Genomic DNA, 26,351 nt, shown 5'->3' with positions numbered 1-26,351 from the left:
CAAAACCGTTTGGGCGCGCCCCGGCGGGGGGGACACCGCGGGCGCGGCGGGCACACCCCCCCCCCCCCCGCGGGCGGGGGCCTTCCCCGTGACTGGACCCCGGCCCCGGCAGGCCTACACAGTCTGGTTCGGAATGCGCGGGATGGCGGGTGCGGTGTCGGGGAGCCGCTAGCGTCGAGGGCAGGCCGCCCCGGGACGAGAGGGCGGGTGCGTCGATGGATCGGAGCCACTGTGGTCCCCATGACCCTGCAAGAGATCGCCGAGGCTGTCGGGGGCGCTCTGCACGACGTCCCCGATCCGGCCGCGGTGGTGGACCGGCCCGGGGTCATCGACTCGCGGCTGGTGGAGCCGGGGGCGCTGTTCATCGCGTTGCCGGGTGAGCACACGGATGGGCACCGGTTCGCGGAGGCCGCCGTCCGCGCCGGGGCGACGGCAGTGCTCGCGGCTCGGCCGGTGGGGGTGCCGGCGGTCGTGGTGCCGGACGTCCAGGACGCGATGGGTGCGCTGGCCCGCGCGGTGCTGGACCGGCTGAAGGCGCCGACCGTGATCGGGCTGACCGGCTCTGCCGGGAAGACCAGCACCAAGGACCTGCTGGCCCAGGTGCTGGAGACCATGGACACCACGGTGGCCACGCCGCTGTCGTACAACGGCGAGATCGGCCTGCCGCTGACCGTCTTCCGGGCGGACGAGAGCACTCGCCTGCTGGTGCTGGAGATGGGCTCGCGGGGCGCCGGGCACATCAAGTACCTGACGGGGATCGTCCCGCCGAAGGTCGGCCTGGTGCTGAACGTCGGGACCGCGCACGTGGGCGAGTTCGGGGGCGGGAAGGAGTCGATCGCGGTCGCCAAGGGCGAGCTCGTCGAGGCCCTGCCCGTCGACGGCCTGGCGGTGCTGAACGCCGACGACCCGTACGTCATGTCGATGGCGTCGCGCACGGTCGCGCCGGTCCTGACGTTCGGGGTGGAGGCCGGGGACGTGCGGGCCGTCGACGTCGAGCTGGACGGCGCCGGGCGGCCGTCGTTCACGCTCACGTGCCGCGGCGAGAGCGCCCCCGTGAATCTCGGGCTGCACGGCGCCCACCACGTGTCCAACGCGACGGCCGCCGCCGCGGTGGCGATCGGCCTGGGCGCGAGCGTGCGGCAGGCAGCCGACGCGTTGACTGGCGCCCGGCAGCTGACGCCGGGCCGGATGGACGTCACCGAGCGGCCGGACGGCGTGACGGTGATCAACGACGCGTTCAACGCGAACCCCGATTCGATGGCCGTCGCCCTGGCCGCGCTCACCGCCATGGCCGGCGGCGGGCGCAGGACTGTGGCGGTGCTGGGCGAGATGCGGGAGCTGGGCGAGGAGTCCGAGGCCCACCACGCGGAGCTGGGTCGGCTCGTCGCCCGCAGTGGGATCACCGACCTCATCGCGGTCGGCGGCCGGGAGGCCCGGCTGGTGCACACCTGGGCGGTGGAGGGCGGCGTCAACGGCACGCTGGTGCCCGACCGCGACGCCGCCCTCGACCTGCTGCTGACCTGCCTCAAGCCCGGAGACGTGGTGCTGGTGAAGGGCTCCCACAGCGTCGGGCTGGAGGACACCGCGATGCGCCTCGCCAAGCCCGATGCCGCACGCTGACTACGCCGCGACGATCGGGGTCTCGGCCAGCCGCAGCAGGACGGCCCTGCCGACGCGACCGGCGGTCCCGGTGCCCATCGTCACCACCAGGTCGCCGGGCCCGGCCAGCTCGGCGACCACGTCCGCCGCATCGCGCCCGTCGCCCGCGGTGTGGGCCCGGCCGCCGCAGGCCGCGACCTGCGCGGCCATCGGCGCGGTGCTGATCCCGGTGAGCGGGGACTCGACCGAGGCGTGCACGTCGAGGAGGACGACCTCGTCGGCCGCCGCGAGCCGGCGGCCCATCTCCTCGCCGAGGGCGGCGGTGCGGGTCCAGCCGGTGGGCTCGAACACCGCGATCACCCGGCCCTCGGTGAGCATCCGGGCCGTGGCCAGGTCGGCGGTGATCTCGCTCGGGTGGTGGGCGTAGGAGTCCAGCACCGTCACCCCGGCGTAGGTGCCGGTGGTGGTGAGCCTGCGCTTGATGCCCTGGAAGGCGTTGATGCCGGCCACCAGGCCGACGGGCTCGGCCCCGAGCGCCCGACCGGCGGCGAACGCGGCGGCGGCGTTCAGCGCGTTGTGCCGCCCGGGGACGGCCAGGGTGAACTCGTGCCACGACCCGTCCGTGTCCTGGACGGTGACATGGCTGGCCGTCCCGTCCCACAGCACGCGCAGCACCCGCACGTCGGCGTCCTTGGCCTCGCCGACGGTGACGACGCGCGGGCCGGGCGCCGCCTGGAGGCGCTCGGCCAGCAGCCGGGCGCCCGGGTCGTCGGCGGTGACGACGAGCACGGAGCTGTTGCGGGCCAGGCGCTCGAAGACGTCCAGGACGTCGTTCAGGTCGACGTACTGCTCGGGGTGGTCGTCGTCCACGTTCAGGACGACGGCGACCTGCGGGTGGTAGCGGCCGGCGGTGCGGTCGCTCTCGTCCGCCTCGGCGACCAGGAGGCCGCCGAGGCCCTGGTGGGCGTTGGGGCGGCCGACGGGGGTGCCGCCGATGGCGTACGACGGGTCGAGGTGGGCCAGCGCGGTGCTGAGGATGCCGGTGGTCATGGTCTTGCCGTGGGTGCCCGCCACGGCGACCGACTGCTCGGCGGTGGCGATCAGGTGCGCGAGCACGTCCGAGCGGTGAACCACCGGGATGCCGGTGCGGCGGGCGGCGGCGACTTCGGGATTGCTCGGGGTCACCGCGCTGGACCACACGAGAACGGTGGCGTCGGCGGGCACGTTGCTGGCGGTGTGGCCGATGGCGACGGCGGCACCGGCGTCCTCCAGCTCACGCAGGGCGGCGGTGTCGCTGGTGTCGGAGCCGGAGACCCGGCTGCCGCCTTCCAGCAGCAGGCGGGCGACGGCCGACATGCCGACGCCGCCGATGCCCACGAAGTGCGGGCGGGTCAGGTCGACGGGGCCGTCGTGGACGGGGACGATCACGTTCCTGGTTTCCATGCTGTGCGCTCCAGTTCGGAGTCCAGCCCGTGATGGGCGATGGGTGGAAGGCGCTACGCGGAGGTGCCGCCGTCCGGCGCCGAGCCGGCAGCCGGGTGGGCACCGATTCGGGCCGAGTCGAAGTCGTCGTGCACGATGACGCCGAGCAGAGCGATCACCACGGCGTTGCCGACCGCCCACAGGACACCGAGGAACGCGCCGACCGGATCGCGGTGCTGGCCTCGGTGACGGGACGGGGACTCGTGCACGGCTAACTCCTCACGACAGACGGGGAGATGGTGGCTGGCGCTGACCGGGCGCTTGAATTTCGTGCCCGATGGGGTCATGAGAGCCGAAGGCAGGACCGTGACGGGATGGTGAGCTAAGGTCACTCACGGTTCATTCATCACTCACTGGGGGCGGAGCGGATGGAGACGCAGGCCGACCACGACGCGGTCGACCAGGCCATGGAGGCGTTCGCCGCCGAAGTCGCCCACTGGCGCGAGGTACGCGGCCTCTCCAAGCGCGCACTGGCCGGAAAGATGGGCTTCGACCCCTCGTACGTCAGCCACATGGAGTCCGGCCGCCACAAGCCCACCGAGGAGTTCGCCCGTCTCGCCGACGAGACCCTCAACGCCGGGAAGGCCATCTGGCGACGCTGGCTCGACTACGACGCCGCCCGCTCCCGTAGCCGCACCCCGACCACGCCGCCGCCACCCCGCCGGCCCGAGCAGCCCTACGCATCCGGCTCCGCGCTCGTGGTCGAGCACGATGAAGCCGCGCTCCAATTCGACGGCTCCACCTACCGGTTGACCATGCGTCGCCGACTACGCAACACCGGAGCCGAGCCCATCACCCGCTACCTCATCCGCATCGCCGTCGACCGCTACCCCGGCGAACCCGAGCGCTCCAACGCCCACTACCGTGAACACCCACTGACCTGGGACGAACTCGCGCTCACCGCCTCGTGCCGGGGCGAGGACATGCGGTGGCAGGCCAAGCACGACCGCGACGCCTTCAAGGAGGTCTGGCTCCTGTTCGACAACGAGCACGGCCGCTTCCCGCTCTACCCGGGCGACGCGACCTGGATCGAGTACGCCTACAGCGTCGGCGCCGACAAGTGGGGCCACTGGTTCCAGCGCGCCGTCCGCCTGCCCACCGAACACCTCGCCGTACGCCTCGACTTCCCCGCCGCCCTCGACCCGGTGGTGTGGGGCACCGAAACCTCCATGACCGCCGAAGCCGTGCCCCTCCGCACCGCCGTCAGCCGCCGCGACGACGGCGAGCGCCGGCACTTCGCCTGGGCGACCGACAACCCACCGCTGCACGCCCGCTTCCGCCTCGAATGGCGCTTCCGCGTCACCCCCAACAACCAGCAACACACCAAGGAGACCAGGTGATCGAGGTGCGGCCCAGCCAGCAGATGCAGTCCCTCGGTGTAATCCAGCAGGGCACCCCCATCCTCAACCGCCCGGCCGAGCCCTTCGACCTCCCAGTCGAACGCGCCGCCGCCCAGGCCGTGATCGACGAACTGTTCACCGCTGTCGACCGGATCGGCCGCGTCCACTCCTTCGCCAAGGGCATGGGCCTCGCCGCCCCGCAGATCGGTATCCCCCGCGCCGCCGCCCTCGTCCTGCCCCCGACCGCCGGCGCCGACCCGATCATCCTGCTCAACCCGAAGATCACCGCCGTCTCCGACGAGACCGATGAACAGTACGAGGGCTGCCTCAGCTTCTTCGACGTCCGCGGCATGGTCCCCCGCCCACTCCGCATGGGTGTCACCGCCACCACCCTCGACGGCACCATCACCACCTCCACCTACGAGTTCGGCCTCGCCCGCCTCATCGCCCACGAGATCGACCACCTCAACGGCCTCCTCTACACCGACCGCATGCGCCCCAACGTCCACCCGATCCCGGTCGAGGAGTACCGAGGTACCGGCTCGACCTGGGCCTACTGACATCCGGGGCAGGTGGCGCCTGGCGCATGCCACTCCACACAATCAGTTGATAGAACCATCGAAATCCTGCATGCCTGGTCGCGATGAGCTCTGGCCATCTGTCAGCAGTGAAAATGTATAGAGAGGCATCCCGGACGGGGTTGAGCCCTTGCTCCCTCTGGCCGGGATGCAGCGAACCGCTCTGCCGAAGGCCCCCCGGTTCCATCCCCAATGCCTGTACGTCAACCCGGATTTCAGACCCCCGCCCATAGGGCGGAGGGGTCTTTTCGTTTCTAGCCAGCCCACCGCGTTCTCGTACGCCCCCGTACCACCTTTGGTGCGGGGGTCTCGTCGTCCCTGGAGGTCTTGATGATCGATAACACCATCGCCTACGGCGCTTGGTTGAGCATCACCTGGATGGTCACCATCTTACTTTTGGTGCTTCTCATCTCGTTTCTCACCTGGCTTGCCCTGCGCAAGGCGCAGCCGGGGGAAGTTGTCGATGTCCTGGCTGAGGTGCGGCGGATTATCGTTGCACTGGGTACTTTCACGCCCGCCCCAGTCCGACGAGTCAGTCGAGGCCCAGGTGCCAGTCCCGTTGGCCGGCTAACCGGTCGGCCTGCGTCACGAGAGGTGACGGATCAGCCGGGTGGCGCCGAGCGGCCCATGATGCGGGCTCCTTCCTGCCCAGCCTCGGCCAACAGGGGCGGAGCGTCGTGAGCTGGTCGCTGCGCTGACCGGGGCCGCGGCGGAACGGTTCCGCGGCTGCTGCGCGCTCGGCGGGCAGCAGCCGCGGTGGTCCGGGCGGAGCCACACCACGTTCTCGTCCATCGGTGCTTCCTCCCGGCTCGATCACGACAGGGACGTCGACGGGCGGCCACGAGCGCAGCCCACGTGGCCGCCCGTCGAATGCATCCCTCCCACCGAGGGCCCGCGTGACCACGACCGGTGGCCCCGTCTTGCGCACCTCGAACCCGGGCCTGCACGGCCACGCACCTCGTCTCGGGCCTGGCCGACCGCGTTGAGATGGTCCGGCGGAGTGACTATCTTCGTGAGGTGAGTGAACGTGTGATGCAAGAGCCCACCCTGATGGTGTTGACCGCCCTCGCGGACGCGCCCCGGCACGGATACGCCATCGCGCAGGAGGTCAAGGTGATGACCGGCGGCCGGGTCGCGCTGCGTACGGGTGCGCTGTACGGGGCCCTGGACCGGCTGCTGGCCGACGGTCTGATCGACATCGACCGCGAGGAGATCGTCGACGGCCGGGCCCGGCGGATCTTCACCCTGTCCCCGGCGGGGCGGGAGCGGCTCGCGGTGGAGGCCGAGCGCCTGGCCGCGGCGGCGAAGGAGGCCACCCGCCGCCTGTCCGTCGCCAAACCGCCGGCGGCCTCCGCATGATCGAGCGCGTCCTGCGGCTCTATCCCGCCGCCTACCGCCGGGCCCACGGCGGGGAGATCGTCGCGACCTTCCGCGAGATGACCGCGGGCGAGCCGCTGGGCTCGCGGCTGCGGGAGGGCGCGGGTCTGGCGGCGCACGCGATGAGGATGCGGATGGGGCTGGGCACGGCCGCGCCCGTCGCGAAGGTCCTCGCGCTGGCGTACCCCTTCGCGCTGGCCGCCGCGGCCGCCGCCTGCGGCCTGCACCTGCTGAGCTGGTACGCCGGCGTCGTCTCCTCGCCCGCCCCGCTGGGGGTGCGAATCGGAACCGACCTGTCGGGGGCGTGGGGCGCGCTGCTCGTGTCGTCGCTGGTCGTGGTCGCGGGGTCGGTGGCGGCGCTGGCCGGCCGGTGGCGCGTGGGGGTGCCCTGCACGGTGGCCGGGCTGCTCTCCTTCGCGGCGGCCGCGGTGGTCAGCGGGCGGGCGTTCGGTGACCCGGTGGTCACCCCGGCCGCGATGGTCCTGGCGGCGGCCGTGCTGCTCGCCTGCCCGCAGGACCGGCGGGCGGAGGGTGTCGCGGCGGGGCGGGCGGGCGCGGCCGGTGCCGTGGTCGCGCTCGTGGTCGTGCCACGGGCGGCCATCGCCTCGCACGGGGTGCCGTGGGTCAGCACCGACTACGGGTGCTGGCCGCTGGTCGTCCTGGCCGCGACCGGTGTCGCGCTGACCTGGTCCAGCGGATCGCGGGGCGGCCGCGAGCTGGCGGCGATGGCCCTGGCCTCCCCGCCGCTGCTCGCCCACGCCTACACGGTGGCGTGGGGCGAGGCGGCTGTCGTCGCGTGCCTGGCGGCCGCGCTGCCGGCCACCGCGGTGGTCGCCGGGCTCGCCGGCCGCCTGAGGCGAAGCGGTCGCATCCTCCGCTGAACGGCCTGCCGCGGCTGCTGAACTCGATGGGGTGATGTCGGAGCTGGTTTCTTCGGAATGGCTGGGGCTCTGGCTCACCTTCCGCCCGGGAGCAGGTGCTTCAGGCCGCAAGAGGGCCCAGCCGCAACCAGCGGCTGGGCCCTCTTCGCATCCTCGTTCAGCCTGGCTGCGAGCTGCTTGACGTCGGGTGCGAGGTGTCCGGCCTACGGGTCGGATCGACGTCGGCCGGGATGCGCGGTGCGTCGAGCGGATGGTCGCCGTACGGGTCGGGCGAGCGGGTCAGCTCTTCCCGCCCTCGGCCCAGGTGATGTCCATCTGGTCGATGAAGTAGCGGCCGTCGAAGCAGAGGAAGACCTTGGACGTGGTGTCGTTGTCCGCGATCCAGGTCTTGTTCCACTGCACGACGGTGCCGGCGCCGTCGCGCTTGGGGAAGTAGAGGCCCTCGCGGCGCTCGGGCTGGTTGTAGAAGCCGTGCCCGTTGGCCAGCCGGTGCGGCGTCCTGACGAGGGCACCGCTGACGTCGGCGTAGAGTGCGGCGGGGAAGTTGGTGCGGGCGACGAGCTTCGGCGGAACGTAGTGGACGTCGACCTCCCCGGAGTCCACGTAGCGGGCGGGTTCCCCCGGCAGCCGGTGGAAGGCCCTGCGCGCGGCGCCCGCCGTCTCGTAGCTGTCCGTGAAGGTCACGAGGCTTCCCTCCCGCCCCTCCTTGTACCAGTCGCCCTGGGAGTACTGGTCGAAGTCGAAGGCCTCGATGCGGGTGCCCGGGGCGAGGAGCTCGCCGGGGACCTCCCGGAAGCTGGTCTCGTCGAAGATCTGCTCGATGGTTCGCACGTGCTTCTCGAAGCGGCGGGCCGGCACCCGGACCCGTCCCGTTCCCACCGGGAGGTCGGTGGCCTTCGGCGCCGGAGCGGGTGCGGGCTTGGGCGGTGGGACGGGCGCGGGCGCCCAGGCGGTGCAGGAGCGGTCCTCGGCCCCGGCGCCCTTCTCCAGGACCAGCGGTCCGCCCGGCCGTTCGGCGGCCGGGTCGGCCAGGCCGAGGAGGCAGTTGGAGGAGTCGTGGAGGGCCATCAGCCGACCGGTGTCGCGCTGGACGAAGGCCCGCCACGCCTGCCGCCAGTACGAGGAATCGCTGCCGGTGTCGGGGAACTTGGGCCGCAGGGTGACCGTGGCACCCCGGCTCGACTCCTCGGCGGTCAGGTAGAGGCCGGTGGCGACGTGCCGGATCCGGTGGTTGATCACCCGGAACCGCTCGGCCACCCACTGCTCGCCGTCACCACCGGTCTCGGGTCCGAGCACCACGGGGGTGCCCTCCGGGCTCCCCGCCGGGGCACCCGCCACCAGGCCGGGAATGCGGTGCAGGCGCAATACGAAGGTCTCGGCGGGCCAGTCGACCAGCATCGTGAACAGCCTCTCGGTAGTCGAATATGACATGAAGTCACAACATGATCACCTGATCGGGTGGGGATGCGCCATGGCGTACGGCACACCGTGGGCGCCGCACCAGGAGACTGTGCTCCGGCATCCGCCGAAGGCCACCCGCCGAAGGGCGCCGGCGGGTCGGGCCCCGGCAGCTGTCCGGCTGGGACCGGGCTGAACGCGCGCTGCTGGCGCTGGTGGCCGAGCGCCGCATGAGCAACGCAGAGGGTCCCGGACGGGGGGGCTGGGCAGTCCGATCGCCGCCTGGCCGACGGCCACTGCCGCGGCCGTGGCCGTGGCCGTGGCGGAACCGGCGGAGGCGCCGTGCCGGGCCGTGGCGGAAGGGGAGTACGTCAAGGTGCGGTGGTCGTCACGGACGGCACACTGCACCGGGTGTCGGCCGCCGTGCGCGTTCCCCGCGTGCGGCGGCCGGCGGCGTTGCGGAGCGGTCGCGGGTGGCTGGACCTCGGGCGGGGGCGTCGGGCGGGGGCGTCAGGGCGCCGGGCTCTGCGCGCCCTCGACGTCGGTGAGCAGTTTGCGCAGGAGCCCGTCCAGGGTGGCCCGTTCCTCGCCCGAGAGGGCGGAGAGCAGCGCGGTCTCGTTGGCCGCGTGGTCGGTGAAGGCGGCGTCCACGAGGGCGCGTCCGGCCGCGGTGAGGGCGATGCGGATGCTGCGCCGGTCCGCCGGGTCGGTGCGGCGTTCCACCAGGCCCGCCGATTCCAGCCGGTCGATCCGGCTGGTCATGCCGGCCCGCGACATCAGCAGCAGCGTGGCGAGTTCGGAGGGCATCAGTTCGTACGGCGCGCCGGAGCGGCGCAGGGTGGCGAGAACGTCGAACTCGCCGCGCTGGAGGCCGTGTTGCTTGAACACCTCTTCGACGACCCGGCCCGCGAGCAGCGCGAGGCGGCCGAGGCGGCCGACGGTGCCGACCGCCGCCAGGTCGAGGTCCGGGCGCTCCCGGCTCCACTGGTCGAGCATGACGTCCACGTGATCCATAGGGGCATGTTATTCGATGGGAGATAGTTAGACGTAGTACTATCAGCCAGGGAACTATCGAAGCGCTCACTGTAGGGAGAGGCCAATGACGTTGATCGGACCGGAAGCCGTGGTGGTGCGGGGCGACGAAGCCGAGACCGTCGGAATGCTCGGCGGCAAGGGGCGGCTGCTGGCGGACTCCAGCGCCACCGGCGGCGCCCTGAGCACCCTGCGCGTCACGCTGGGGCGCGGCAAGGACGGCGCCACCCCGCACTACCACGGGGGCTCCTCGGAGCTGTTCTTCGTCGTCGACGGCTCGGCCCAGGTGCTGGTCGGGAACGAGGTGGTCACCGCCCGGAGCGGCGACCTCGTGGTGGTGCCGCCCCATCTGCCGCATGCCTTCGCGGCGGCGCCGGACTCCGGGGCGGACCTGCTGATCGTGATCACCCCCGGGGTGGAGCGCTTCGACTACTTCCGCCTGCTGGAGCGGATCCGCGCGGGCGAGGCGACGGTCGAGGAACTGCTCGCCAAGCAGGACCTCTTCGACAACCACTTCCTGGAGTCGCCGAGTTGGCGCGAGGCCCGGGAGGAAGCCGCCCGGTCCGAGCCGTAGACCGCCCGACACCGAGCTCGGCCCGACACCAGGGGAGGAACCCCGTGACCGACACCCGCACCATCACCAACCCGCCCGGCCTGCACGACCCGACGCCGTTCGGCTACAGCCACGCCGCCTCCGCGCCCGGCGAACCGGTGTTCATCGGCGGCCAGTACGCCTCCGACGCCGGCGGTCAGGTCGTGCCCGGCGACTTCGCCGCCCAGGCGGAGCTCGCCCTCGCCAACCTGCGCACCGCGCTCGCCGGGGTCGGCCTCGGCTTCGAGCACGTGGTCCGGCTCGGCTCGTACATCGTCGACCACGACCCGCAGAAGCTGGCCGTCCTCGGCAAGGCCCTGGCCGGGGCCTGGGGCGACCGGCTGCCCGCGCAGACGCTCAGCGGGGTCGCCTCGCTCGCCCTGCCGGGGATGCTCTTCGAGATCGATGCGGTCGCCGTCCGGCCGACGGCGGGGGCAGCGGGCTGACCCACCCACGCGCAGGGGTCCCACCGGCCGGTGGGACCCCTCGCCGTACCGCCGCCGTTCGAGCCGGCGCGGACCGCTCACACGGCCCGGGTCGCCGCGCACAGCCGTCGTTCCACGATGTCGGGGCCGCGGCTTGAGGAACAGCACCCGCAGGAACGGGCCCTCGTCGGTGGCGGCCGTGTCGAGGATCCGGAGCAGGGTCGGATGCCGAGCCAACCGCGGTAGCCCACGTGGGTTCGAGTGCGATCTCGTCCAGGAATCTCGGAACCTGCGCGCTTCGGCCCGTACGGACAGCAAGGGATGGCGCGGCGCGTCCGCCAGAGGCCATTAGTCCGTTTGACGTAGCATTCCGTTCGACGGACTATTGGGGTCTGCGCGAGAGGATGCTCATGCCGTTCACCCTGGCCCACCCCGCGGCCGTACTGCCGTTGCTGCGGAGGCCCTTCAGCCGGGCCGCGCTGGTCGCCGGAGCCGTCGCACCGGACCTGCCCTACTTCGTCGTCACCACGGGACTGCCCGTCAGCGCGCAGTCCTGGTACGAACCCTTCGTCAACGCCACGACCTCGCACAGCGCCCCGGGCGCCGTCACCGTCGCCCTGCCGTACGCCCTCGCCCTGTGGGCGCTGCTCCGAGCCGGCCAGCGCCCCCTGGCGTCCCTGCTGCCGGTGCCGGTGCCGGTGTCGACGCCCGCCACTCCGTCGCGGCGGCTGCGCACCGCCGGCGCGCCGGCGCGGCGAGCCGGGTGGGTCGTGCTGTCCGCCCTGATCGGCATCGCCACGCACCTGGTCTGGGACGCCTTCACCCACTTCGACGGCTTCGTGGTCACCCGTACGCCCTGGCTCAACTCCACGCTGGTGGGCAGCCTCACCTGGGCGCGGGCGTTGCAGCACGCGAGCACGATCGGCGGGCTGGCCGCCATCGCGGTGTACGTGTGGCCGAGGCGGGCCCGCCTCCTCGCCGGTGAGGGCCGCACGAAGCCCGGCAGCGCGCTCCGGCGCCCCGTCCTCCTTGCCATGGCCCTGGTCGCGGTCGTCGGAGCCGTCGCCCACGCCTGGCGGTGGCTCGTCGGCCCGGAGGCGGCGACCGACGGGCTCCCGCTGGGCGCCGTGATCGAAGGGGTGCTGTCCGACGCGGCGAAGGGCGCGGGCGCCGGCCTGATCGGCAGCCTGACCCTGTACGTCCTCATGTGGTGGAGTCGGCGCGCCCTCACGGCAACCCGCCTCCGCAGGGTCAGAGTTGACACAGTATGCCTGGGCCCGCAGGGAGAACGCGGGTCCATTCACCGACAATCGGAACACCAGGCAGAGGCTGATGGCCGGTTCGGCACCCGGCCAACCGGATGAGGGGAACACGTGCGTCCAGATCATGATCAGGATTCGCTGAGCTTCGCGTTGCTCGGCACGCTGCGGGTCCGGCGCGCCGGCACGGATCTGCACCTCGGCGGCCCGCAGCAGCGGTCGGTGCTGGCCGCCCTGCTGCTGCGCCCGAACGCGGTCGTGACGGTCGACGAGCTGATCGCCGACCTCTGGGGAGACCAGCCGCCCGGTGCGCCCGACACCACCTTGCGCACCTACGTGTGGCAGCTGCGGAATCTGCTGGAGCCCTTGCGCACGGCGCCCACGGTGCTGATCTCCCGAACGGGCGGCTACCGTCTGGCCGTCGAGCCGGACCGCGTGGATGTGTGGCAGGTCAAGCGCTTGCAGGAGCTGGCCGGGACGTGCGCCGCCGAGCGGCCGCAGGACGCCCGGAACGCACTGGGAGAAGCCCTGACCCAGTGGCGAGGGGAGCCGCTCGCCGGCCTGCCGGGGCCGCTCATGTGCCGCGAGCGGGAAAGGCTTTCGAGGCTGCGCCTCACCCTCCTGGAGGAGCGCCTCGCCCTCGACGTAGCCCTTGACGTAGCCCCTGGCGTAGCCCTCGACGTGGCACTCGACGCTCCCTCCGGCTACCTGCCGGAGCTGGAGCAGCTGGCCGGTGACCACCCGCTCCACGAGCGCCTACAGGAACTGCTCATCCGCGCGCTGCACCGGCAAGGCCGCACGTCCGAGGCGCGCGCGGTCTACGACGCGCTCCGATTACGGCTGGTGGAGCAGCTGGGGATCGAACCGGCGCCCGTGCTCACGGAGTTGTGTCACGATCTCGGTGTGGATGCCGCCATGCGATCGAGGACCGGTGCACCCGGTCCGGACTTACGCCCAGACGTACCGTTACCGCCCGAGTCGGCCGACCGCGGGGCCGACCGCAGGGTCGACAGCGCGGCCGACCGAGACGCCGACCGTGGCGCCGACAGTGCGGCCGACCGCGAAGACCTGGACCAACTCCCACCGGTCCTACCGCAGTTCATCGGACGTCAGGACCACGTCGCCCGGATCGGGCAAGCGCTGACCGGGCAAGCACCGACCGGACGGACCAGCCCCGCACTGCGACTGGTGACCGTGACCGGGATGGCCGGGGTGGGGAAGACGACCCTCGCGGTGCGAGCCGCCCACACCGTGCGCCCGGACTTCCCGGACGGCCGGCTGTACGCGGATCTGCGCGGCGCCGACCTGGTGCCCGCGAACGCGTCCGACATCCTGGCGGACTTCCTGACAACGCTTGGCGTGCGGGCGGCAGTTGTGCCCAAGGACCTCGAAAGCAGGGCGGCGCTGTTCCGGACCGCCAGCGCGGGACGACGGCTGCTCATCCTCCTGGACAACGCACGCGACGAGGCCCAGATCCAGCCGTTGCTGCCCGGCTCGTCGGACTGCGCGGTCATCGTCACCAGCCGCACGGTGCTCACCAGCGTGCCGTCGGTCCTGCACGTCGCGCTGGACGTGTTCAGCGAGCCCGAGGCGATCGGCCTGCTCGACTCGGTCATCGGCGCGGCACGCCGGTCCGAACAGGGCCCCCAGGCCAGGATGCTGGTCGATGCCTGCGGCCGGCTCCCGCTGGCCGTACGGATCGCCGCGGCCCGGCTCGCCGCCACCCCGGACCAGCCGATCGCCGAGCTCGTCCGGAGCCTGGCCGACGACCGCGAGGGCATCGACGCCCTCCGCACGGGCGACCTGGCGATCGAGCAGGTCTTCGAGCTCAGCTACCGGCTGCTCCCACCACCCCTGGCCACGGCGTTCCGGATGCTCTCCTGGGCGGAGCCCGACCTCGGTCTGGCGTCGGCGGCCGCAGTCCTGGGCCTGGCGGAGTACCAGGCGGAGCGGCTCGCGGAGTCGCTGGTGGACCAGGCGCTACTGGAGTCGATGGGCGCCGGGCGCTACCGCTACCACGACCTGGTGCGCGCCTTCGCCCGCCGGGCGTCGCTGCGGACCGGCGACCACGAACGGGCCGGCGCCCAGCAGAGGCTGCTGACCCATCTGCTCGGCTGCGCCCGCACGGCCTTCACCCTCGCCGTACCCGGCGACCCGGTCGCCGACGTCTTCGGCGAGCCGCTCCAGCAGCCGGCCGCCCGTCCTGGCCGCCCCCCGGCCGCCCCGGTCTCCCCGGCTTCCTTGCGCCCCCTGGTCTCCCCGGTCTTCGCGGATCTGGCGGACGCCCGCCGGTGGGCCCGGACCGAGACACCCGGCGCCGTGGCGCTCGCAGCCGCCGTCGCGACGGACACCCTGCGCGTCATCGCCGACGGTCGGCCCTCGGCGGGGACCGACCTGCGCGCGGCCGTCAACCTGCTGATCGCCCTCAGCCCGCTCGGCCTCGGCGCCGTGGGCGGCCGGGCGGAAGACGCCACCCGCACGCTGATCGCCGCCGCCGTCGCGGCCGGCGACCGTTGCGCGGAGGGCCGGTCGCGGTTCCTCCTCGGCACGGTCCTGCTGGCCCGGGCCCGGCTCGGCGAGGCCGGCGCACAGGCCCGGCAGGCCGCCGAAGCCTGCCGGGAGGCGGAGGACCCGGCCGTTCTCCGGCAAGCCCTCAACGACCTGGGCCTCATCGCCCAGGCAGAGGGCCGGCACGAGGAGGCGATCGCCGCCTTCGACGAGGCGGTGGTGCTCGCCCGGCAGCTCGGCCACCGGTCCGGCGAGGTGGCGAGCACCGCGAACGCGGCCCTGTCCCGCATCCGCACCGGTCACGCGGCCACGGCGGTGCAGACCTGTCAGCGGATCCTCGCCGAGCCCGGGGGGACCGCCGACGTCGCGATGACCGCGTACGTGCACTACGTCCTCGGCCTCGCCTACCAGGAGCTGGGCCGACTCGACGACGCCGCGGCGCAGTTGCAGTCCTGTATCTGCTGCGCGGGCGTCACCGGCGATCTCAACCGGGAGTCGGCCGCCCGAAGCCGCCTGGCCGACGTCCTGCGCCTGCTCGGACGGCTCGACGAGGCCGTGCAGCAGGCGGAGCGGGCACTGGACCTCGCAGAAGAAGGTGGGCGACAGCGCGAACGCGCCCTCGCCCACCTGGTGTTGGCCCACGCGATGACCGCCCGGGGCGACCACCACGCCGCCCGGCATCAGGAGGCGAAGGCGCGTCTACTGCTCAGCCGCCTCAGCGCCCCGGAGGCCGCCGACGTGACGTCGATGCTGGCCGCCCTGGCGACCGCCGACCGGACTCCTCACCCCCGGTAGCGGATGACGAGACCGGTCCCGTTCCACGTGATGTGCCCCGAGAGGCAGTGCACGTCGGCCGACCCGCCGCAGGCCTGTGCCGACGGCTCGGTCGGCGAGCCCTGCCGCACGGGGGCCCCCGCGCCCACGGCAACAGCGCCCACCACCGGCGCCAGCACGGCCGCACCGGCAACAGCCGTACGGACAACAATCGTTCGAAACACGTTGACGCTCCCTACGTACCTATGGCAAGACGTCCGAACGCTCGCAGGGGTCGGTAGACATCAGATCAACGCAACCGTCACTCCTGTCACTTCCGTCACTCCCGCACACGCACACGCACACGCACACCACACCGCGTCACACCAGCAGGAGGTTGGGAACCATGGCCCAGCAGTTCGGTGACTACCAGAACGAGATCTACTTCGACGGCCTGCGCGGGGTGCTGCCCGCCCTGCCGATGACGTACGCCGGGCTGGAGGCCGGGGCGCAGGCCGCCCTCCCCCCGTCGATCTGGTCGTACGTGGCCGGCGGCGCGGGGGACGAGCACACCCAGCGCGCCAACGTCCGGGCCTTCGAGCGGTGGGGCCTCTACCCCAGGATGATGGTCGGCGCCGCCCGTCGCGACCTGACCGTCGACCTGTTCGGCCACACCCTGCCCTCGCCGCTGTTCCTGGCGCCGGTCGGTGTGATCGGCCTCTGCGCCCAGGACGGCCACGGAGACCTCGCCGCGGCCAGGGCCGCCGCCCGCACCGGTGTGCCGATGGTGGCCTCCACCCTCACCGTCGACCCGCTGGAGCAGGTCGCGGCCGAGTTCGGCGACACGCCCGGCTTCTTCCAGCTCTACACCCCGACCGACCGCGACCTCGCCGCCAGCCTGGTGCACCGCGCGGAGGCGGCCGGCTTCCAGGGCATCGTGGTCACCCTGGACACCTGGATCACCGGCTGGCGTCCGCGCGACCTCGCGACGTCCAACTTCCCCCAGCTGCGCGGCCACTGCCTGGCGAACTACTTCACCGACCCGGTCTTCCGGGCCCGCCTGGCCAAGGCCCCCGAGGAGGATCCGGGTGCGGCGATCCTGGAGTGGGCCGGTATCTTCGGCAACCCGCTGACCTGGGACGACCTGCCGTGGCTGCGCTCGCTCACCGACCTGCCGATCATCCTCAAGGGCGTCTGTCACCCCGAGGACGTCCGCCGGGCCCGGGACGGCGGCGTCGACGGCCTCTACTGCTCCAACCACGGCGGCCGCCAGGCCAACGGAGGCCTGCCCGCCCTGGACGCGCTGCCCGCCGTGGTCGAGGCGGCGGGCAGTCTGCCGGTGCTCTTCGACTCCGGGGTGCGCAGCGGCGCCGACGTGGTCAAGGCGCTCGCCCTCGGCGCCACCGCGGTCGGCGTGGGCCGCCCGTACGCGTACGGGCTGGCGCTCGGCGGCGAGGACGGCATCGTGCACGTGCTGCGCTCACTGCTGGCGGAGGCCGACCTGCTCATGGCGGTCGACGGCTACCCGGCCCTGGCCGATCTGACCCGCGAGGCGCTGGTACGCCTCTGAGGCGGACGGCGTCCGAAATTCACGACACGTATTCGGTGGCGATGCGGTCCGTACTTCCCCGAACTACTTGAACCCGGTTGGGGTGAAAGCGGTCCTGGCCGGATCCCTGCGGTCGGCCTTGACCGTCAGGAAGTCATATGGATGACTGATCGTCACTTGACTGTGATCTACGGGTTCGTGGAACAGTCAAGACCTTGAATCAGCCATGTCGCGCACGTAGATCTATCGTTGACTGATCATTGATCAGCGGCCCATAGGTTTTTCTCGTCGGAGGCGATCGGTTCCACCCCGGGCGGACGTCGCCAATGACACGAGAGGTCCCGCGGGGAGTCGTCCCCTGAACCGAAACGGAGTATCCATCTTATGAACACCAACGACTTCGACCAGGTCATAGCCGAGTTGACCCGGATCAAGAAGGAGTACGTCGAGCAGCGTTCGGCCTTCGTCCCTGGAGAGCGCATGGCCGACTTGCTGAAGGGGCTCGGCGCCACCGACGCCGACCTGGCCCAGCTCCAGCGGGTGAGTGACGACCTGCCGGACGATCCCACCCTCCCCTTCCGCCAGTCGAAGAACGGACGCTTCCACTTCGACGTGAAGAACGGGACGGTCGACCGGGGCGAGTTCCAGCCGTTCGCGCTGTCGGCCGACGAGGACTTCGTACGGCATGACTCCGGAAAGAAGCGTGAGTTCGCGGAGGTCGGTGACGACCTCCAGCTGAACCGGGCCTTCCAGGGGCTGCTCCTGTTCAAGGCGTTCATGGTCCAGGACGTGGAGATCGCGCACCGCCCGAAGCTGGACTACGACTACCCCGGCTGGGTGTGCACCCTGTTCAACCTGCGGACCGTCACCACGCCCGAACTCGTCGGCGAGCCCGCCCTCGAAGGGGTGCACAGCGACGGCGTGGACCACACCATGACCACCCTGCTCGGCAGTGAGAACATGACCGCCGACAGCGCGATCACCTTCCTCCACGACATGCAGCAGATCAACGCGGTCCGCTGGGACGAGGTCGACCCGGAGCTCGTCGTGGGCCAGTACCAGCACCGCCACTTCCTCGACACCATGCTGGTCGTCGACCACGAGCGGAAGCACAGCCTCTCCCCGGTGGTCGCCGCCGACCCGCAGCAGACCTCCACCAGGGACATGCTGATCTTCTTCACGCGGAAGCCCGCCATGGAGGGTCACATCTCCCACACGCACGACTCCCTCGCCTGCCATTCCGCCCTGCCGATGTCGGTCGAACTGCTTCCCTCGGTGGCGGTCTGATGGCGGCGGACGAGATCACGATCACCGACTTCCTGAACGTCGACATCCGTGCGGGCCGGATCGTCCGCGCCGAGGCGTTCCCGCGCGCCCGCCGACCCGCGTACAAGCTGTGGATCGACTTCGGCGATCTGGGCGTTCGGAAGTCCAGCGCCCAGATCACCGATCTGTACGCGCTCGATGACCTCGAAGGCCGCCTGGTGATGGCCGTGGTGAACCTTCCGCCCCGGCAGGTCGCGGACTTCATGTCCGAGGTCCTCGTCCTCGGGGTGCCGGGCGAGGGCGGCGGCGACGTGGTCCTGATCGCCCCGGACCGGGAGGTCAAGCCGGGAGCGCGGCTGCTCTGACGCGAACCGGCAGGTCACCGGCCGGACAACCGGGCCGGGGACGCTGCGGAGGATCGGCCTGACGTCACTCTGCGGGAGCCCGGGGGTGAGATTCCCCCGGGCCTCCCGACCGGCTGGCTCGGTCCCGTTCGTGGAGGGTGAAGAACCTCTTCCTGCGCACCTCCGCCGGCCGGGTCCTGCACCGATCGTTCAAAACTCCGTCCGCGCATGCCACGCACGTGTTGCTGACGTGTGTCAGACGGCGGGCTGTTGCTGGGTGACGCAGTGGATGCCGCCGCCGCCGGCGCCGAGGGAGTCGATGTTGAGCTGCTCGACGGTGCGTCCGGGGAAGAGCCGGGCCAGGGTCGCCCGGGCGGCGGCGTCGGCCGTGCTGTCACCGAACTGGGCGGAGATCACGGCGCCGTTGCACGCGTAGTAGTTGGCGTAGGAGGCGACGAAGTTCTGGTTGGTGGAGCGGATCTTGTAGTAGTCCGGGCCCTGGAGTTTGGTCACCGCGGTCGGACCGCCAGCGGCCGTCGTGGCGGCGGACAGGATCTGGTACTGCTCGCGCGCGTCGTTCGCCCACGCGTCGTTGTCGGTCGCCAGCGGCATCTGGACCAGCCCGGCGCCGGGTGCGAGGAAGCGCGAGGTGGCGTCGACGTGGTCGTCGGTGATGTCCTGGTTCCTGATGCCGGTGAACCAGATGACCTTGGACGCACCGTAGGCCTGGCACATCGCGGCCTCGATCTGCGCCTGGCTCATGCCGGGGTTGCGGTTGTCGTTGACGATGCTGCTGCGGGTGGCCATCAGGGTGCCGGCGCCGTCCTGTTCGATGGCGCCGCCTTCGGTGATCAGACCGGCAGCCGTGAACGGCACCCCGACGTAGGCGGCGATGCGCTGGGCGACCAGCGCGTCGTTGGCGTGGGTCTGCCGGTTTCCCCAGCCGTTGAAGTTGAGCCCGACGGCGTCGAGTGCCCCCGGGCCGTTGGTGCGGAAGACCGGGCCGGTGTCGCGCATCCAGCAGTCGTCGACGGGGATCGTGGTGATCACGGTGACCGACGAGCCGCACAGGGAGCGGGCCTTGGCGGCGCTCGCGGGGTTGGCGCACATGACGACCGGCTCGTACTTGGCGATGGTCTTGGCGATCAGCGCGATGTTCGACTGGACGCCGCTGAGCTGGCTGCGCCAGATCGCGGTGCTGTCGGGCCAGGCCATCCAGGTCCGGGTGTGCCGAGCGCCGTCGATCGGGACGGCGAACGCACCCGACAGCGCGGTGCCCTCGCTGCGGGAGTCGCGGGAGTTGCGGAGGCCGGCCGCGGCGGCGGTGGAGCCTGCCGCTGACGTCACGGCCAGGCCGGCTGCGGTGAGGCCGGCCGCGGTGAGGAACTGTCGTCTGTCCAGGCCGGGTCTGCCCAGGCCGGACTCGCTCGGGACGTGATCGTTCATCGGGTCCTCCGGTCAACTGCCCGTCTCGGCAACGGGATTGACTCGAAAGGTAGAACTAACCAAGCGCTCGGTCAATTATCTGCGCAGGATCGGACGAAGATTCCTGGAGCGGGGGCCTGGCCGGAGACGTCCTAGAGTTGCGCCATGGCGACAGGCGAGAAGGAACAGGTGCAGGCGGCCCCCGTGGTACCGCAGGGGCGCACGCGCTCGTCGGCCAAGGGGGAGCAGACCCGGTCACGGCTCGTCTCCGCCGCCCGGACCCTGCTGGCCGGCGAGAGCGCCGGGCGCTTCACCACGCGCAACGTCGCCGCGCTGTCCGGCGTTTCGCACGGGATGTGCCACTACCACTTCCGCGACCGCACCGATCTGATCGTCGCGGTGATCGAGGACATCCGGCCGGAGTGGATCTCCCCGCTGGAGGAAGCGGTGGACGGCCCCGGCGACTTCGCCGAGCGGGCCGAGCGCGTGATCGGCCTGCTGACCCGGGGCGAGAGCCCGGACCTGTCGCACCTGCACGCGGCCCTGCACTGGCACGCCCTCAACGACGAACGCGTCCGGGGGAGTCTGGAGCAGGAGTACCTGCGCTGGCGGTCGTGCTTCGTCCGGCTCTTCCAGGTGCTCGCCGACGAGCGGGGCGGCGGCATCGACCCGCGACCCCTGGGCGAGGCGGTCGCGGCGGCGGTGGACGGCCTCGCGGCCATCCAGTCCCTCGACTCGAACGTGGACGCGGCAACGGTGCTGGGGACGCTGGTGCGCGCGCTCGCCGGAGCACCAGCCGGGACGGCGTAGCACGCCCTGCGCCCCGGCGTCGTCCGCCCGTCGTCCGCCCGTCGTCCGCCCGTCGTCCGCCCGTCGTCCGCCCGCGGGCCGAACGACACCGGGGCCCCGTGGAGTCCGCCGACCCCGCGGGACCCCGGCAGTCCGGAGGGTCCGACAGTCCGGAGGGCCCGGCTACAGGGCCCGGCGGGCGTCCGCGATGGACCGCGGGTCCCAGCCCGGCCTGGGCACGGAGTCGAGCAGCAGCCGGGTGTAGGCGTGCCGGGGGCGGGCGAGGACCTCGGCGGTGGGGCCGGACTCGACGATCCGGCCGTGCCGCATCACGACCACCTCGTCCGTGACGCACCGCACGACGCCCAGGTCGTGGGTGATGAACAGGTAGCCGATGCCGGTCTGTTCGCGGATGTCGGCGAGCAGGTTGAGGATCTGCGCCTGCACCGAGACGTCGAGGGCGGCCACCGCCTCGTCGAGGACGAGGACGGCGGGCTCGACGGCCAGCGCGCGGGCGATGGCGACGCGCTGGCGCTGGCCGCCGGAGAGCTGGCGGGGCAGGGCCTCGGCCTCGCGCTCGCCGAGGCCGACCTGGTCGAGGAGTTCGGCGATCCGGCGGGGGTGGTCCGCGTCGGGGAAGTGCAGCCTGAGCGTTTCGCGCAGCGCGGCGCCGACGCTGGTGCGGGGGTCGAGGGACAGGTACGGGTCCTGGAAGACCATCTGGACCTCGCGGGCGCGGGCCAGCCGGTGGGCCCGGCCGCGCCGGTGCTCGGTGCGGTCCCGGCCGTGCACCAGGACCCGCCCGGTGTCCGCCCGTTCGAGCCCGACGACGATCCGGGCGATGGTGGTCTTGCCCGACCCGGACTCGCCGACGATGCCCAGCGATCCGCCTTCGGCCAGAGTGAAGGAGACGTTGTCGACCGCCTGGACGCTCCCGTAGGCGCGGTGCAGGCCGACGGCCTCCAGGACGGTCTTCGGCATCGCTGGTTCTCCTCCGGGGCTCGTCGTGACGGGGCTGGTTGTGACGGGGCTGGTCGTGGCGGGGCCGGGCGTGCTGGGGCCGGGCGTGGCGGGGCCGTCGGCAGTGCTCCTAGGCATCGGCGGTCACCTCCGCGACGCGGTCGCCGTGGTGGCAGGCGGCCCGTCGGGCCGGCTCGTCGGCGAGCGGCAGCAGGGTGGGAGCCCGCTCGGTGCACACCTCGGTCGCGAGCGGGCAGCGGGCGGCGAAGGGGCAGCCCGTCAGGTCCTCGCGCAGGCTCGGTGGCCTGCCGCCGATGGCGGCCAGCCTGCCCCGGGGGGAGTCCAGGCGGGGGGTGGAGGCGAGCAGCGCGGCCGTGTACGGGTGGCGCGGCCGCTCGAACAGGGCCGCGGCCGGCCCGGTTTCGGCGATCCGCCCCGCGTACATGACGTAGACGCGGTCGCTGATGGCGGCGGCGAGTCCGAGGTCGTGGGTGACGAAGACCAGTGCGGTGCCGAAGCGTTCGCGCAGGTCGCCGAGGAGGGCGACGACCTCGGCCTGGGTGGTGACGTCCAGCGCGGTGGTGGCCTCGTCGGCGAGGATCAGGGCGGGGTCGCCCATCAGCGCCCCCGCGATCATGACGCGTTGCAGCATGCCGCCGGACAGCTGCCCCGGGTACTTGCCGAGCGTGGTCTCCGGGAGCCCGACGGCGGCCAGCATCTCCGCGGCCCGTCCGGCGGCGGCGTCGGCCCCGCCGGGGCCCCGGCGGCTGGTCTCGGTGAGGAAGTCGCCGATGCGCCGGAGCGGGTTGATGGAGGCGCGAGGGTCCTGGAAGACCATGGCCGCGGTGTCGGTGCGCAGGCGGCGCAGCTGTTCCGGGCTCATGGTGAGGACGTCGTCGCCGTTGACGCGCACGACGCCCTCGGTGGTGGCGCCGCGCGGCAGCAGCCCGAGGACGCTGCGGGAGGTGAGGCTCTTGCCGGAGCCGGATTCGCCGACGAGGGCGACGGTCTCGCGGGCGTCGACGGTGAGGTCGACGCCGTCGAGGACGGGCCGGGCGGTGCCGGGCAGGCGCAGCCGCAGGCCCTGGATGTCGAGGACGTTCAACGGTCCCTCCTTGCGACCTGGTCGGCCCAGCGTTCGCCGACGACGTTGAAGGCGACGACGGTCAGCACGATGGCGACGCAGGGCAGGATCGCCGACAGGGGGTAGCCGTGCTGGATGGCGGTCTGGCCGTCGAAGACCATGCGGCCCCAGTCGGGGGTGAGCGCCGGGACGCCGAGTCCGAGGAAGGAGAGGCCGGCGAGGTCGATCAGGGCGTAGCCGAAGTTGATGGTGGACTGGGCGAGGACGACGGGGGCGATGCCGGGGATGATGTGGCGCAGGCAGATCTGGAGCCCGGAATGGCCCTGGACGCGGTAGGCCTCGACGTAGGGGCGGGAGCGTTCGGCGAGGACGAGTGAGCGGCTGAGGCGGCTGACGTAGGGCAGGTAGGCGATGGCGAGGGCGATCACCGGGGCGATCAGCCCCTCGCCGTAGACCGCGACGATCAGGATCGCCAGCAGCATGCCGGGGAAGGCGAAGACCAGTTCGGTGGAGCGGGACAGGACGGAGTCGAGCCAGCCGCCCCGCCAGGCCGCGGTGACGCCGATGGCGACGCCGGCCAGGGTGGAGAAGGCGACCACCCCGAGCGGGCCGAGCAGCGAGGTGCGGGCGCCGAGCATCAGCCGGGACAGGGTGTCGCGGCCGGCGGCGTCGACGCCGAGCAGGTGGTCGCCGGAGGGGCCGGCGAGGGCGTTGCCCAGGTCGACGGCGTTCGGGTCGTACGGGGCGAGCCAGGAGGCGAGCACGGCGACCAGGACGACCACGGCGACGAGGCCGAGGCAGAGGTGGTACAGGGGTGCTCGGGCGGTGCGCAGGCGGGCGAGGCCGGGGCGGCGCAGGACGGTGGTGCTCATGCGGCGGACCTCTTCGGCGCGAGGGTGACCCTGGGGTCGACCAGCGGGTGCAGCAGGTCGACGACGAGGTTGACCGCCATGAACAGCCCCACCATGAGCAGGGAGATGGCCTGCACGGTGGGGAAGTCCTTGGTGGTGGTGGACAGTTCGAGGAGCTGGCCGATGCCGCCGACGCTGAACGCGGACTCGACCAGGACGGTGCACACCAGCAGGGTGGAGACGATCAGGCCTCCCGTGGTCAGGACGGTGCCCAGGGCGTTGCGGAACACGTGCCGGCGGATCACCTCGTGCTCGGCGACGCCCCGGCTGCGGGCCACGGTGACGTGCTCCTGGCCGAGGACCTCCTGCATCGCGGCGCGGGTGACCCGGGCGAGCATGCCGATCAGGTAGAGCGCCAGCGCGACGGCGGGCAGGGCCAGGTGCCAGAGCATCTGGCCGAGTCCGTCGCCGGTGCCGCCGGTCGGGAACCAGCCCAGCTTCACCGCGAACAGGCCCTGCAGCAGGACGGCCGCGACGAAGGACGGGGTGCCGACGGCGACGGTGGTGGCGACCAGGATGGTCGAGTCCACGGCGCCGCCGCGGACGGCCCCGATCCAGCCGAGGAGCACGCCGAGGGCGACGACCAGGAGCAGGGCCATGGTGACGAGCAGGAGGGTGGCGGGCAGCCGGTCGGCCAGCAGCCGCGACACGTCGGTGCGGTAGGTGATGGAGCGGCCGAAGTCGCCGTGGACGATCTGGCCGAGCCAGCGCAGGTACTGCAGCAGGAACGGTTCGTCCAGGTGGTACTGGTCGTTGATCGCCTTGAGTGCCTCGGGGGAGGCGGAGCGGCCCGAGAGCAGGAAGCTGGCCGGGTTGCCCGGCGCCAGGTACATCGCGCCGAAGATCACGAAGGAGGCGCCGAGGAGGGTGGCCGCCATCTCGGCCAGCCGTCGTGCGGTGAAGCGCAGGAAACTCACGTGGAAGCCCTCACGTCCGGGGGCGGGGCGGCGGCCGGGAGGACCGGCCGCCGCACGGTGGATCCGGGAGACGTCACTGGGCCGAACCCACGTCGGCCGCCCACGGGTAGTACATGTAGGAGATGGTGGTCGGGGCGCCGGTGATCCTCTTGTTGAGGAACACGGCGGTGGGCCACTCGGCGACCGGGATCCACAGCAGCTGGTCGGACGCGGTCCTCTGGAGCTGCGCTTCGAGGGTGAAGCGCTCCGCCGGGTCGGCGGCGGCGGTCGCCTTGTCGACCAGGTCGTCGTAGGCCTGGTCGCTGTAGCCGGCGAAGTTCTGGTAGGCGCCGGTCTTGAAGTTGGCCAGCAGGTCCAGCGGGTCGGTGATGGAGTCGTAGTACGTCTCCGGGAACAGGTCGATGCCCTCGCGCGCCTTCGCGTCCGTGAACAGCGCGGTGAAGGCGTTGGGCGCGATCGTCTTGAGCTGGACGTCGAGACCGATCCTGGCGCCGGCCGACTGGACGGCGGTGGCCAGCAGCGAGACGTCCTGGCCGATGGAGCTGGTCGCGACCGTGACGGTCTTTCCGGTGGCGCCGGCCTCCTTGACCAGGGCCTTGGCCCGGTCGATGTCCGGGGCGGTCGGGGTGAGCCCCTCGAACGCCTCCTTCTTGACGTCCGGCGGCGCCGCGGCCCAGGCCGCGCGGGAGGTGAGGGAGCCGGTGGCGCTGCCGGCGCCGGCGAGCCCGGTGCGCACGAAGCCGGAGCGGTCGAGGGCCAGCGACAGCGCCTTGCGGACGCGGACGTCGCCGAGCACGCCCTTCATGTTGGTGACGTTGACGTTGACCGTGCTGAGGCCCTCGCCGAAGTAGAGGGTGCCCACGCCGCTCTTGCTCAGGCGGTCGTAGCTCTCGGTCGGGATCAGGTAGCCGCCGTCCGCCTCACCGCTGATCATGGCGTTGACGCGTGCCGAGGGGTCGGTCAGGAAGCGGAAGTCGACCTTCGCGGACTTGGCCTTGGTGCCCCAGTAGCCGTCGAAGCGCCGCAGCTGGATGGACTGGCCCTTGTTCCAGGAGCCGAGCTGGTAGGGGCCGGTGCAGTCCAGGCTGCCGGAGGTGCCGTAGTCCTTGCCGGCCGCCTCGATGCCGGCCTTGGAGGCGACGACGCCCGCGGCCGTGGCCATGTACTGGTTGAACTGCGAGTCGGGCTGCTTGAGTTTGACGGTGACCTGGAGCGGGCCGCTCTTGGTGACGGTGCTGACGTTCTGGAACTGCTGGGCCCAGGCCGCCGCGTTGTCGGGGTTCATCTGCCGGCCGAGGCTGTACACCACGTCGTCGGCGGTCAGCACGCCGCCGTCGTGGAAGTGCACGTCGGGCCGCAGGTCGTAGACCCAGGTGGTGGGGTCGGGGCTGGTGGTCTTCGCCGCGAGCCCGGGAGCCAGGGTCAGCTGCGGGGTCCACCGCATCAGGCTCTCGCACACGTTGGACAGGATGGTGTTCTGCGGGTAGTCGAACGCCGAGATGTAGTCGAGGGTCGGCGGCTCGGCGTACAGGGCCCAACTGAACGAGTCGAGCTGGCCCTTGGCGGCCGGGGTGTCGGCGGACAGCTTGTACGCCTGGTCGCCGCTGCCTCCGTCACCGGTCTTCGGCGGCCCGGCGCAGGCGGCGACCAGGGCGAAGGCTGCCAGGGCGGCGGCCGGCAGGGCGTAGCGGCGGTGCGGGGATCTGTGCTCCGGGCGCTGGCTTCGTGGCATCGAGGGTTCTTTCTTCCAGGCTCAACGGGGGTCCGGCGGGCGGGGGGCGGGGGCGGGCCAGGCAGCCGGGGGTAGCTGCCCGGGGCGGGGCGTCGGGTGGGGGGGTGTTGGTGGGGGCGGGTCAGGCCGGTGGCACCTGCAGGGTGGTTG

23 protein-coding genes are annotated in these 26,351 nt (G+C 72.2%); 13 read left to right on the top strand and 10 right to left on the bottom strand.

The window, feature by feature from the left end; translation table 11 throughout:
* Nucleotides 1–231: 231 nt before the first annotated feature.
* A complete protein-coding gene (gene murF, locus ACFWPI_RS12160; RefSeq protein ID WP_380380902.1) occupies nucleotides 232–1,620 on the top strand; it encodes a UDP-N-acetylmuramoyl-tripeptide--D-alanyl-D-alanine ligase in 1,389 nt (462 codons plus the stop codon).
* Here murF and murC read toward each other — a convergent pair whose 3' ends face one another.
* The gene (gene murC, locus ACFWPI_RS12155; protein ID WP_380380900.1) at nucleotides 1,621–3,042 is read right to left on the bottom strand and encodes a UDP-N-acetylmuramate--L-alanine ligase; all 1,422 of its coding nucleotides are present in this window, start codon (nucleotides 3,040–3,042) and stop codon (nucleotides 1,621–1,623) included. It abuts the gene before it with no gap.
* Between the two features lie 53 nt (nucleotides 3,043–3,095).
* The gene (locus tag ACFWPI_RS12150; RefSeq protein WP_380380897.1) at nucleotides 3,096–3,290 is read right to left on the bottom strand and encodes a hypothetical protein; all 195 of its coding nucleotides are present in this window, start codon (nucleotides 3,288–3,290) and stop codon (nucleotides 3,096–3,098) included.
* Nucleotides 3,291–3,449: 159 nt separating this feature from the next.
* Between ACFWPI_RS12150 and ACFWPI_RS12145 the strand changes: the two genes are divergently transcribed.
* The 4 genes from ACFWPI_RS12145 to ACFWPI_RS12130 all read left to right on the top strand — a co-directional run bounded on the left by ACFWPI_RS12145 (nucleotide 3,450) and on the right by ACFWPI_RS12130 (nucleotide 7,257).
* Nucleotides 3,450–4,421: a helix-turn-helix domain-containing protein gene (locus ACFWPI_RS12145; protein WP_380380895.1), complete on the top strand. Its 972-nt coding sequence runs from the start codon at nucleotides 3,450–3,452 to the stop codon at nucleotides 4,419–4,421.
* Nucleotides 4,418–4,981 carry a peptide deformylase gene (locus ACFWPI_RS12140; RefSeq protein ID WP_380380893.1) on the top strand — a complete coding sequence of 188 codons (564 nt, stop codon included), beginning with the start codon at nucleotides 4,418–4,420 and terminating at the stop codon, nucleotides 4,979–4,981. The genes ACFWPI_RS12145 and ACFWPI_RS12140 overlap by 4 nt, the downstream gene beginning before the upstream one ends.
* Nucleotides 4,982–6,016: 1,035 nt before the next feature.
* Nucleotides 6,017–6,358: a PadR family transcriptional regulator gene (locus tag ACFWPI_RS12135; protein WP_063352404.1), complete on the top strand. Its 342-nt coding sequence runs from the start codon at nucleotides 6,017–6,019 to the stop codon at nucleotides 6,356–6,358.
* Nucleotides 6,355–7,257: a hypothetical protein gene (locus tag ACFWPI_RS12130; RefSeq protein ID WP_380379063.1), complete on the top strand. Its 903-nt coding sequence runs from the start codon at nucleotides 6,355–6,357 to the stop codon at nucleotides 7,255–7,257. The genes ACFWPI_RS12135 and ACFWPI_RS12130 overlap by 4 nt, the downstream gene beginning before the upstream one ends.
* A 279-nt stretch (nucleotides 7,258–7,536) precedes the next feature.
* Here the strand turns inward: ACFWPI_RS12130 and ACFWPI_RS12125 are convergent, their stop codons facing one another.
* On the bottom strand, nucleotides 7,537–8,688 hold the full coding sequence (locus ACFWPI_RS12125) for an RICIN domain-containing protein (protein ID WP_380379061.1): 1,152 nt from the start codon (nucleotides 8,686–8,688) through the stop codon (nucleotides 7,537–7,539).
* Nucleotides 8,689–9,165: 477 nt separating this feature from the next.
* The gene (locus ACFWPI_RS12120; RefSeq protein ID WP_380379060.1) at nucleotides 9,166–9,669 is read right to left on the bottom strand and encodes a MarR family winged helix-turn-helix transcriptional regulator; all 504 of its coding nucleotides are present in this window, start codon (nucleotides 9,667–9,669) and stop codon (nucleotides 9,166–9,168) included.
* A gap of 85 nt (nucleotides 9,670–9,754) precedes the next feature.
* Between ACFWPI_RS12120 and ACFWPI_RS12115 the strand changes: the two genes are divergently transcribed.
* From ACFWPI_RS12115 to ACFWPI_RS12085, 7 genes are all read left to right on the top strand, one after another.
* The gene (locus ACFWPI_RS12115; RefSeq protein ID WP_380379058.1) at nucleotides 9,755–10,261 is read left to right on the top strand and encodes a cupin domain-containing protein; all 507 of its coding nucleotides are present in this window, start codon (nucleotides 9,755–9,757) and stop codon (nucleotides 10,259–10,261) included.
* Nucleotides 10,262–10,305: 44 nt separating this feature from the next.
* Nucleotides 10,306–10,725: a RidA family protein gene (locus ACFWPI_RS12110; protein WP_380379056.1), complete on the top strand. Its 420-nt coding sequence runs from the start codon at nucleotides 10,306–10,308 to the stop codon at nucleotides 10,723–10,725.
* Nucleotides 10,726–11,114: 389 nt separating this feature from the next.
* Nucleotides 11,115–12,068, top strand: a complete 954-nt coding sequence (locus ACFWPI_RS12105; protein WP_380379054.1) for a DUF4184 family protein — start codon at nucleotides 11,115–11,117, stop codon at nucleotides 12,066–12,068.
* A gap of 9 nt (nucleotides 12,069–12,077) precedes the next feature.
* Nucleotides 12,078–15,266 carry a BTAD domain-containing putative transcriptional regulator gene (locus ACFWPI_RS12100; protein ID WP_380379052.1) on the top strand — a complete coding sequence of 1,063 codons (3,189 nt, stop codon included), beginning with the start codon at nucleotides 12,078–12,080 and terminating at the stop codon, nucleotides 15,264–15,266.
* Between the two features lie 364 nt (nucleotides 15,267–15,630).
* Entirely contained in the window at nucleotides 15,631–16,794 is a 1,164-nt protein-coding gene (locus tag ACFWPI_RS12095) for an alpha-hydroxy-acid oxidizing protein (RefSeq protein ID WP_380379051.1), read from the top strand.
* Between the two features lie 363 nt (nucleotides 16,795–17,157).
* Nucleotides 17,158–18,060, top strand: coding sequence for a 2OG-Fe dioxygenase family protein (locus ACFWPI_RS12090; RefSeq protein WP_380379049.1), 903 nt, complete (start codon nucleotides 17,158–17,160; stop codon nucleotides 18,058–18,060).
* On the top strand, nucleotides 18,060–18,404 hold the full coding sequence (locus ACFWPI_RS12085; protein WP_063352396.1) for a tRNA-binding protein: 345 nt from the start codon (nucleotides 18,060–18,062) through the stop codon (nucleotides 18,402–18,404). Before ACFWPI_RS12090 ends, ACFWPI_RS12085 begins: the two co-directional genes overlap by 1 nt.
* A 234-nt stretch (nucleotides 18,405–18,638) precedes the next feature.
* Here the strand turns inward: ACFWPI_RS12085 and ACFWPI_RS12080 are convergent, their stop codons facing one another.
* On the bottom strand, nucleotides 18,639–19,829 hold the full coding sequence (locus ACFWPI_RS12080) for an agmatine/peptidylarginine deiminase (RefSeq protein WP_380379048.1): 1,191 nt from the start codon (nucleotides 19,827–19,829) through the stop codon (nucleotides 18,639–18,641).
* 144 nt (nucleotides 19,830–19,973) lie between these two features.
* Between ACFWPI_RS12080 and ACFWPI_RS12075 the strand changes: the two genes are divergently transcribed.
* The gene (locus ACFWPI_RS12075; protein WP_380379047.1) at nucleotides 19,974–20,618 is read left to right on the top strand and encodes a TetR/AcrR family transcriptional regulator; all 645 of its coding nucleotides are present in this window, start codon (nucleotides 19,974–19,976) and stop codon (nucleotides 20,616–20,618) included.
* Nucleotides 20,619–20,780: 162 nt separating this feature from the next.
* On the opposite strand, the gene ACFWPI_RS12070 is transcribed toward ACFWPI_RS12075, so the two are convergent.
* The 5 genes from ACFWPI_RS12070 to ACFWPI_RS12050 all read right to left on the bottom strand — a co-directional run bounded on the left by ACFWPI_RS12070 (nucleotide 20,781) and on the right by ACFWPI_RS12050 (nucleotide 26,201).
* Complete coding sequence (locus tag ACFWPI_RS12070) at nucleotides 20,781–21,578, bottom strand: ABC transporter ATP-binding protein (protein WP_380379045.1); 798 nt, start codon at nucleotides 21,576–21,578, stop codon at nucleotides 20,781–20,783.
* 109 nt (nucleotides 21,579–21,687) lie between these two features.
* Nucleotides 21,688–22,662, bottom strand: a complete 975-nt coding sequence (locus ACFWPI_RS12065; RefSeq protein ID WP_380379044.1) for an ABC transporter ATP-binding protein — start codon at nucleotides 22,660–22,662, stop codon at nucleotides 21,688–21,690.
* Nucleotides 22,659–23,513 (bottom strand): ABC transporter permease, encoded by an 855-nt coding sequence (locus ACFWPI_RS12060; protein ID WP_063352389.1) that lies wholly within the window; start codon nucleotides 23,511–23,513, stop codon nucleotides 22,659–22,661. Before ACFWPI_RS12060 ends, ACFWPI_RS12065 begins: the two co-directional genes overlap by 4 nt.
* Nucleotides 23,510–24,469 (bottom strand): ABC transporter permease, encoded by a 960-nt coding sequence (locus ACFWPI_RS12055; RefSeq protein WP_380379042.1) that lies wholly within the window; start codon nucleotides 24,467–24,469, stop codon nucleotides 23,510–23,512. Before ACFWPI_RS12055 ends, ACFWPI_RS12060 begins: the two co-directional genes overlap by 4 nt.
* A gap of 73 nt (nucleotides 24,470–24,542) precedes the next feature.
* Nucleotides 24,543–26,201, bottom strand: a complete 1,659-nt coding sequence (locus ACFWPI_RS12050; protein ID WP_063352388.1) for an ABC transporter substrate-binding protein — start codon at nucleotides 26,199–26,201, stop codon at nucleotides 24,543–24,545.
* Between the last annotated feature and the right edge of the window lie 150 nt (nucleotides 26,202–26,351).

Source organism: Kitasatospora sp. NPDC058492 (assembly GCF_042720685.1).
GTDB lineage: Bacteria > Actinomycetota > Actinomycetes > Streptomycetales > Streptomycetaceae > Kitasatospora.
Note: the sequence above shows the minus strand (reverse complement) of the source record. Positions and strands in the feature narration are given on the sequence as shown.

What these genes read in the sequence shown, in the direction of transcription:
- ACFWPI_RS12145 (WP_380380895.1), top strand. Translation starts at nt 3,450, where the DNA reads ATGGAGACGCAGGCCGACCACGACGCGGTCGACCAGGCCATGGAGGCG.
- ACFWPI_RS12130 (WP_380379063.1), top strand. Translation starts at nt 6,355, where the DNA reads ATGATCGAGCGCGTCCTGCGGCTCTATCCCGCCGCCTACCGCCGGGCC.
- ACFWPI_RS12090 (WP_380379049.1), top strand. Translation starts at nt 17,158, where the DNA reads ATGAACACCAACGACTTCGACCAGGTCATAGCCGAGTTGACCCGGATC.
- ACFWPI_RS12115 (WP_380379058.1), top strand. Translation starts at nt 9,755, where the DNA reads ATGACGTTGATCGGACCGGAAGCCGTGGTGGTGCGGGGCGACGAAGCC.
- ACFWPI_RS12105 (WP_380379054.1), top strand. Translation starts at nt 11,115, where the DNA reads ATGCCGTTCACCCTGGCCCACCCCGCGGCCGTACTGCCGTTGCTGCGG.
- ACFWPI_RS12120 (WP_380379060.1), bottom strand. Translation starts at nt 9,669, where the DNA reads ATGGATCACGTGGACGTCATGCTCGACCAGTGGAGCCGGGAGCGCCCG.
- ACFWPI_RS12075 (WP_380379047.1), top strand. Translation starts at nt 19,974, where the DNA reads ATGGCGACAGGCGAGAAGGAACAGGTGCAGGCGGCCCCCGTGGTACCG.
- ACFWPI_RS12125 (WP_380379061.1), bottom strand. Translation starts at nt 8,688, where the DNA reads ATGTCATATTCGACTACCGAGAGGCTGTTCACGATGCTGGTCGACTGG.
- ACFWPI_RS12050 (WP_063352388.1), bottom strand. Translation starts at nt 26,201, where the DNA reads ATGCCACGAAGCCAGCGCCCGGAGCACAGATCCCCGCACCGCCGCTAC.
- ACFWPI_RS12095 (WP_380379051.1), top strand. Translation starts at nt 15,631, where the DNA reads ATGGCCCAGCAGTTCGGTGACTACCAGAACGAGATCTACTTCGACGGC.
- ACFWPI_RS12070 (WP_380379045.1), bottom strand. Translation starts at nt 21,578, where the DNA reads ATGCCGAAGACCGTCCTGGAGGCCGTCGGCCTGCACCGCGCCTACGGG.
- murC (WP_380380900.1), bottom strand. Translation starts at nt 3,042, where the DNA reads ATGGAAACCAGGAACGTGATCGTCCCCGTCCACGACGGCCCCGTCGAC.
- ACFWPI_RS12085 (WP_063352396.1), top strand. Translation starts at nt 18,060, where the DNA reads ATGGCGGCGGACGAGATCACGATCACCGACTTCCTGAACGTCGACATC.
- ACFWPI_RS12060 (WP_063352389.1), bottom strand. Translation starts at nt 23,513, where the DNA reads ATGAGCACCACCGTCCTGCGCCGCCCCGGCCTCGCCCGCCTGCGCACC.
- ACFWPI_RS12080 (WP_380379048.1), bottom strand. Translation starts at nt 19,829, where the DNA reads ATGAACGATCACGTCCCGAGCGAGTCCGGCCTGGGCAGACCCGGCCTG.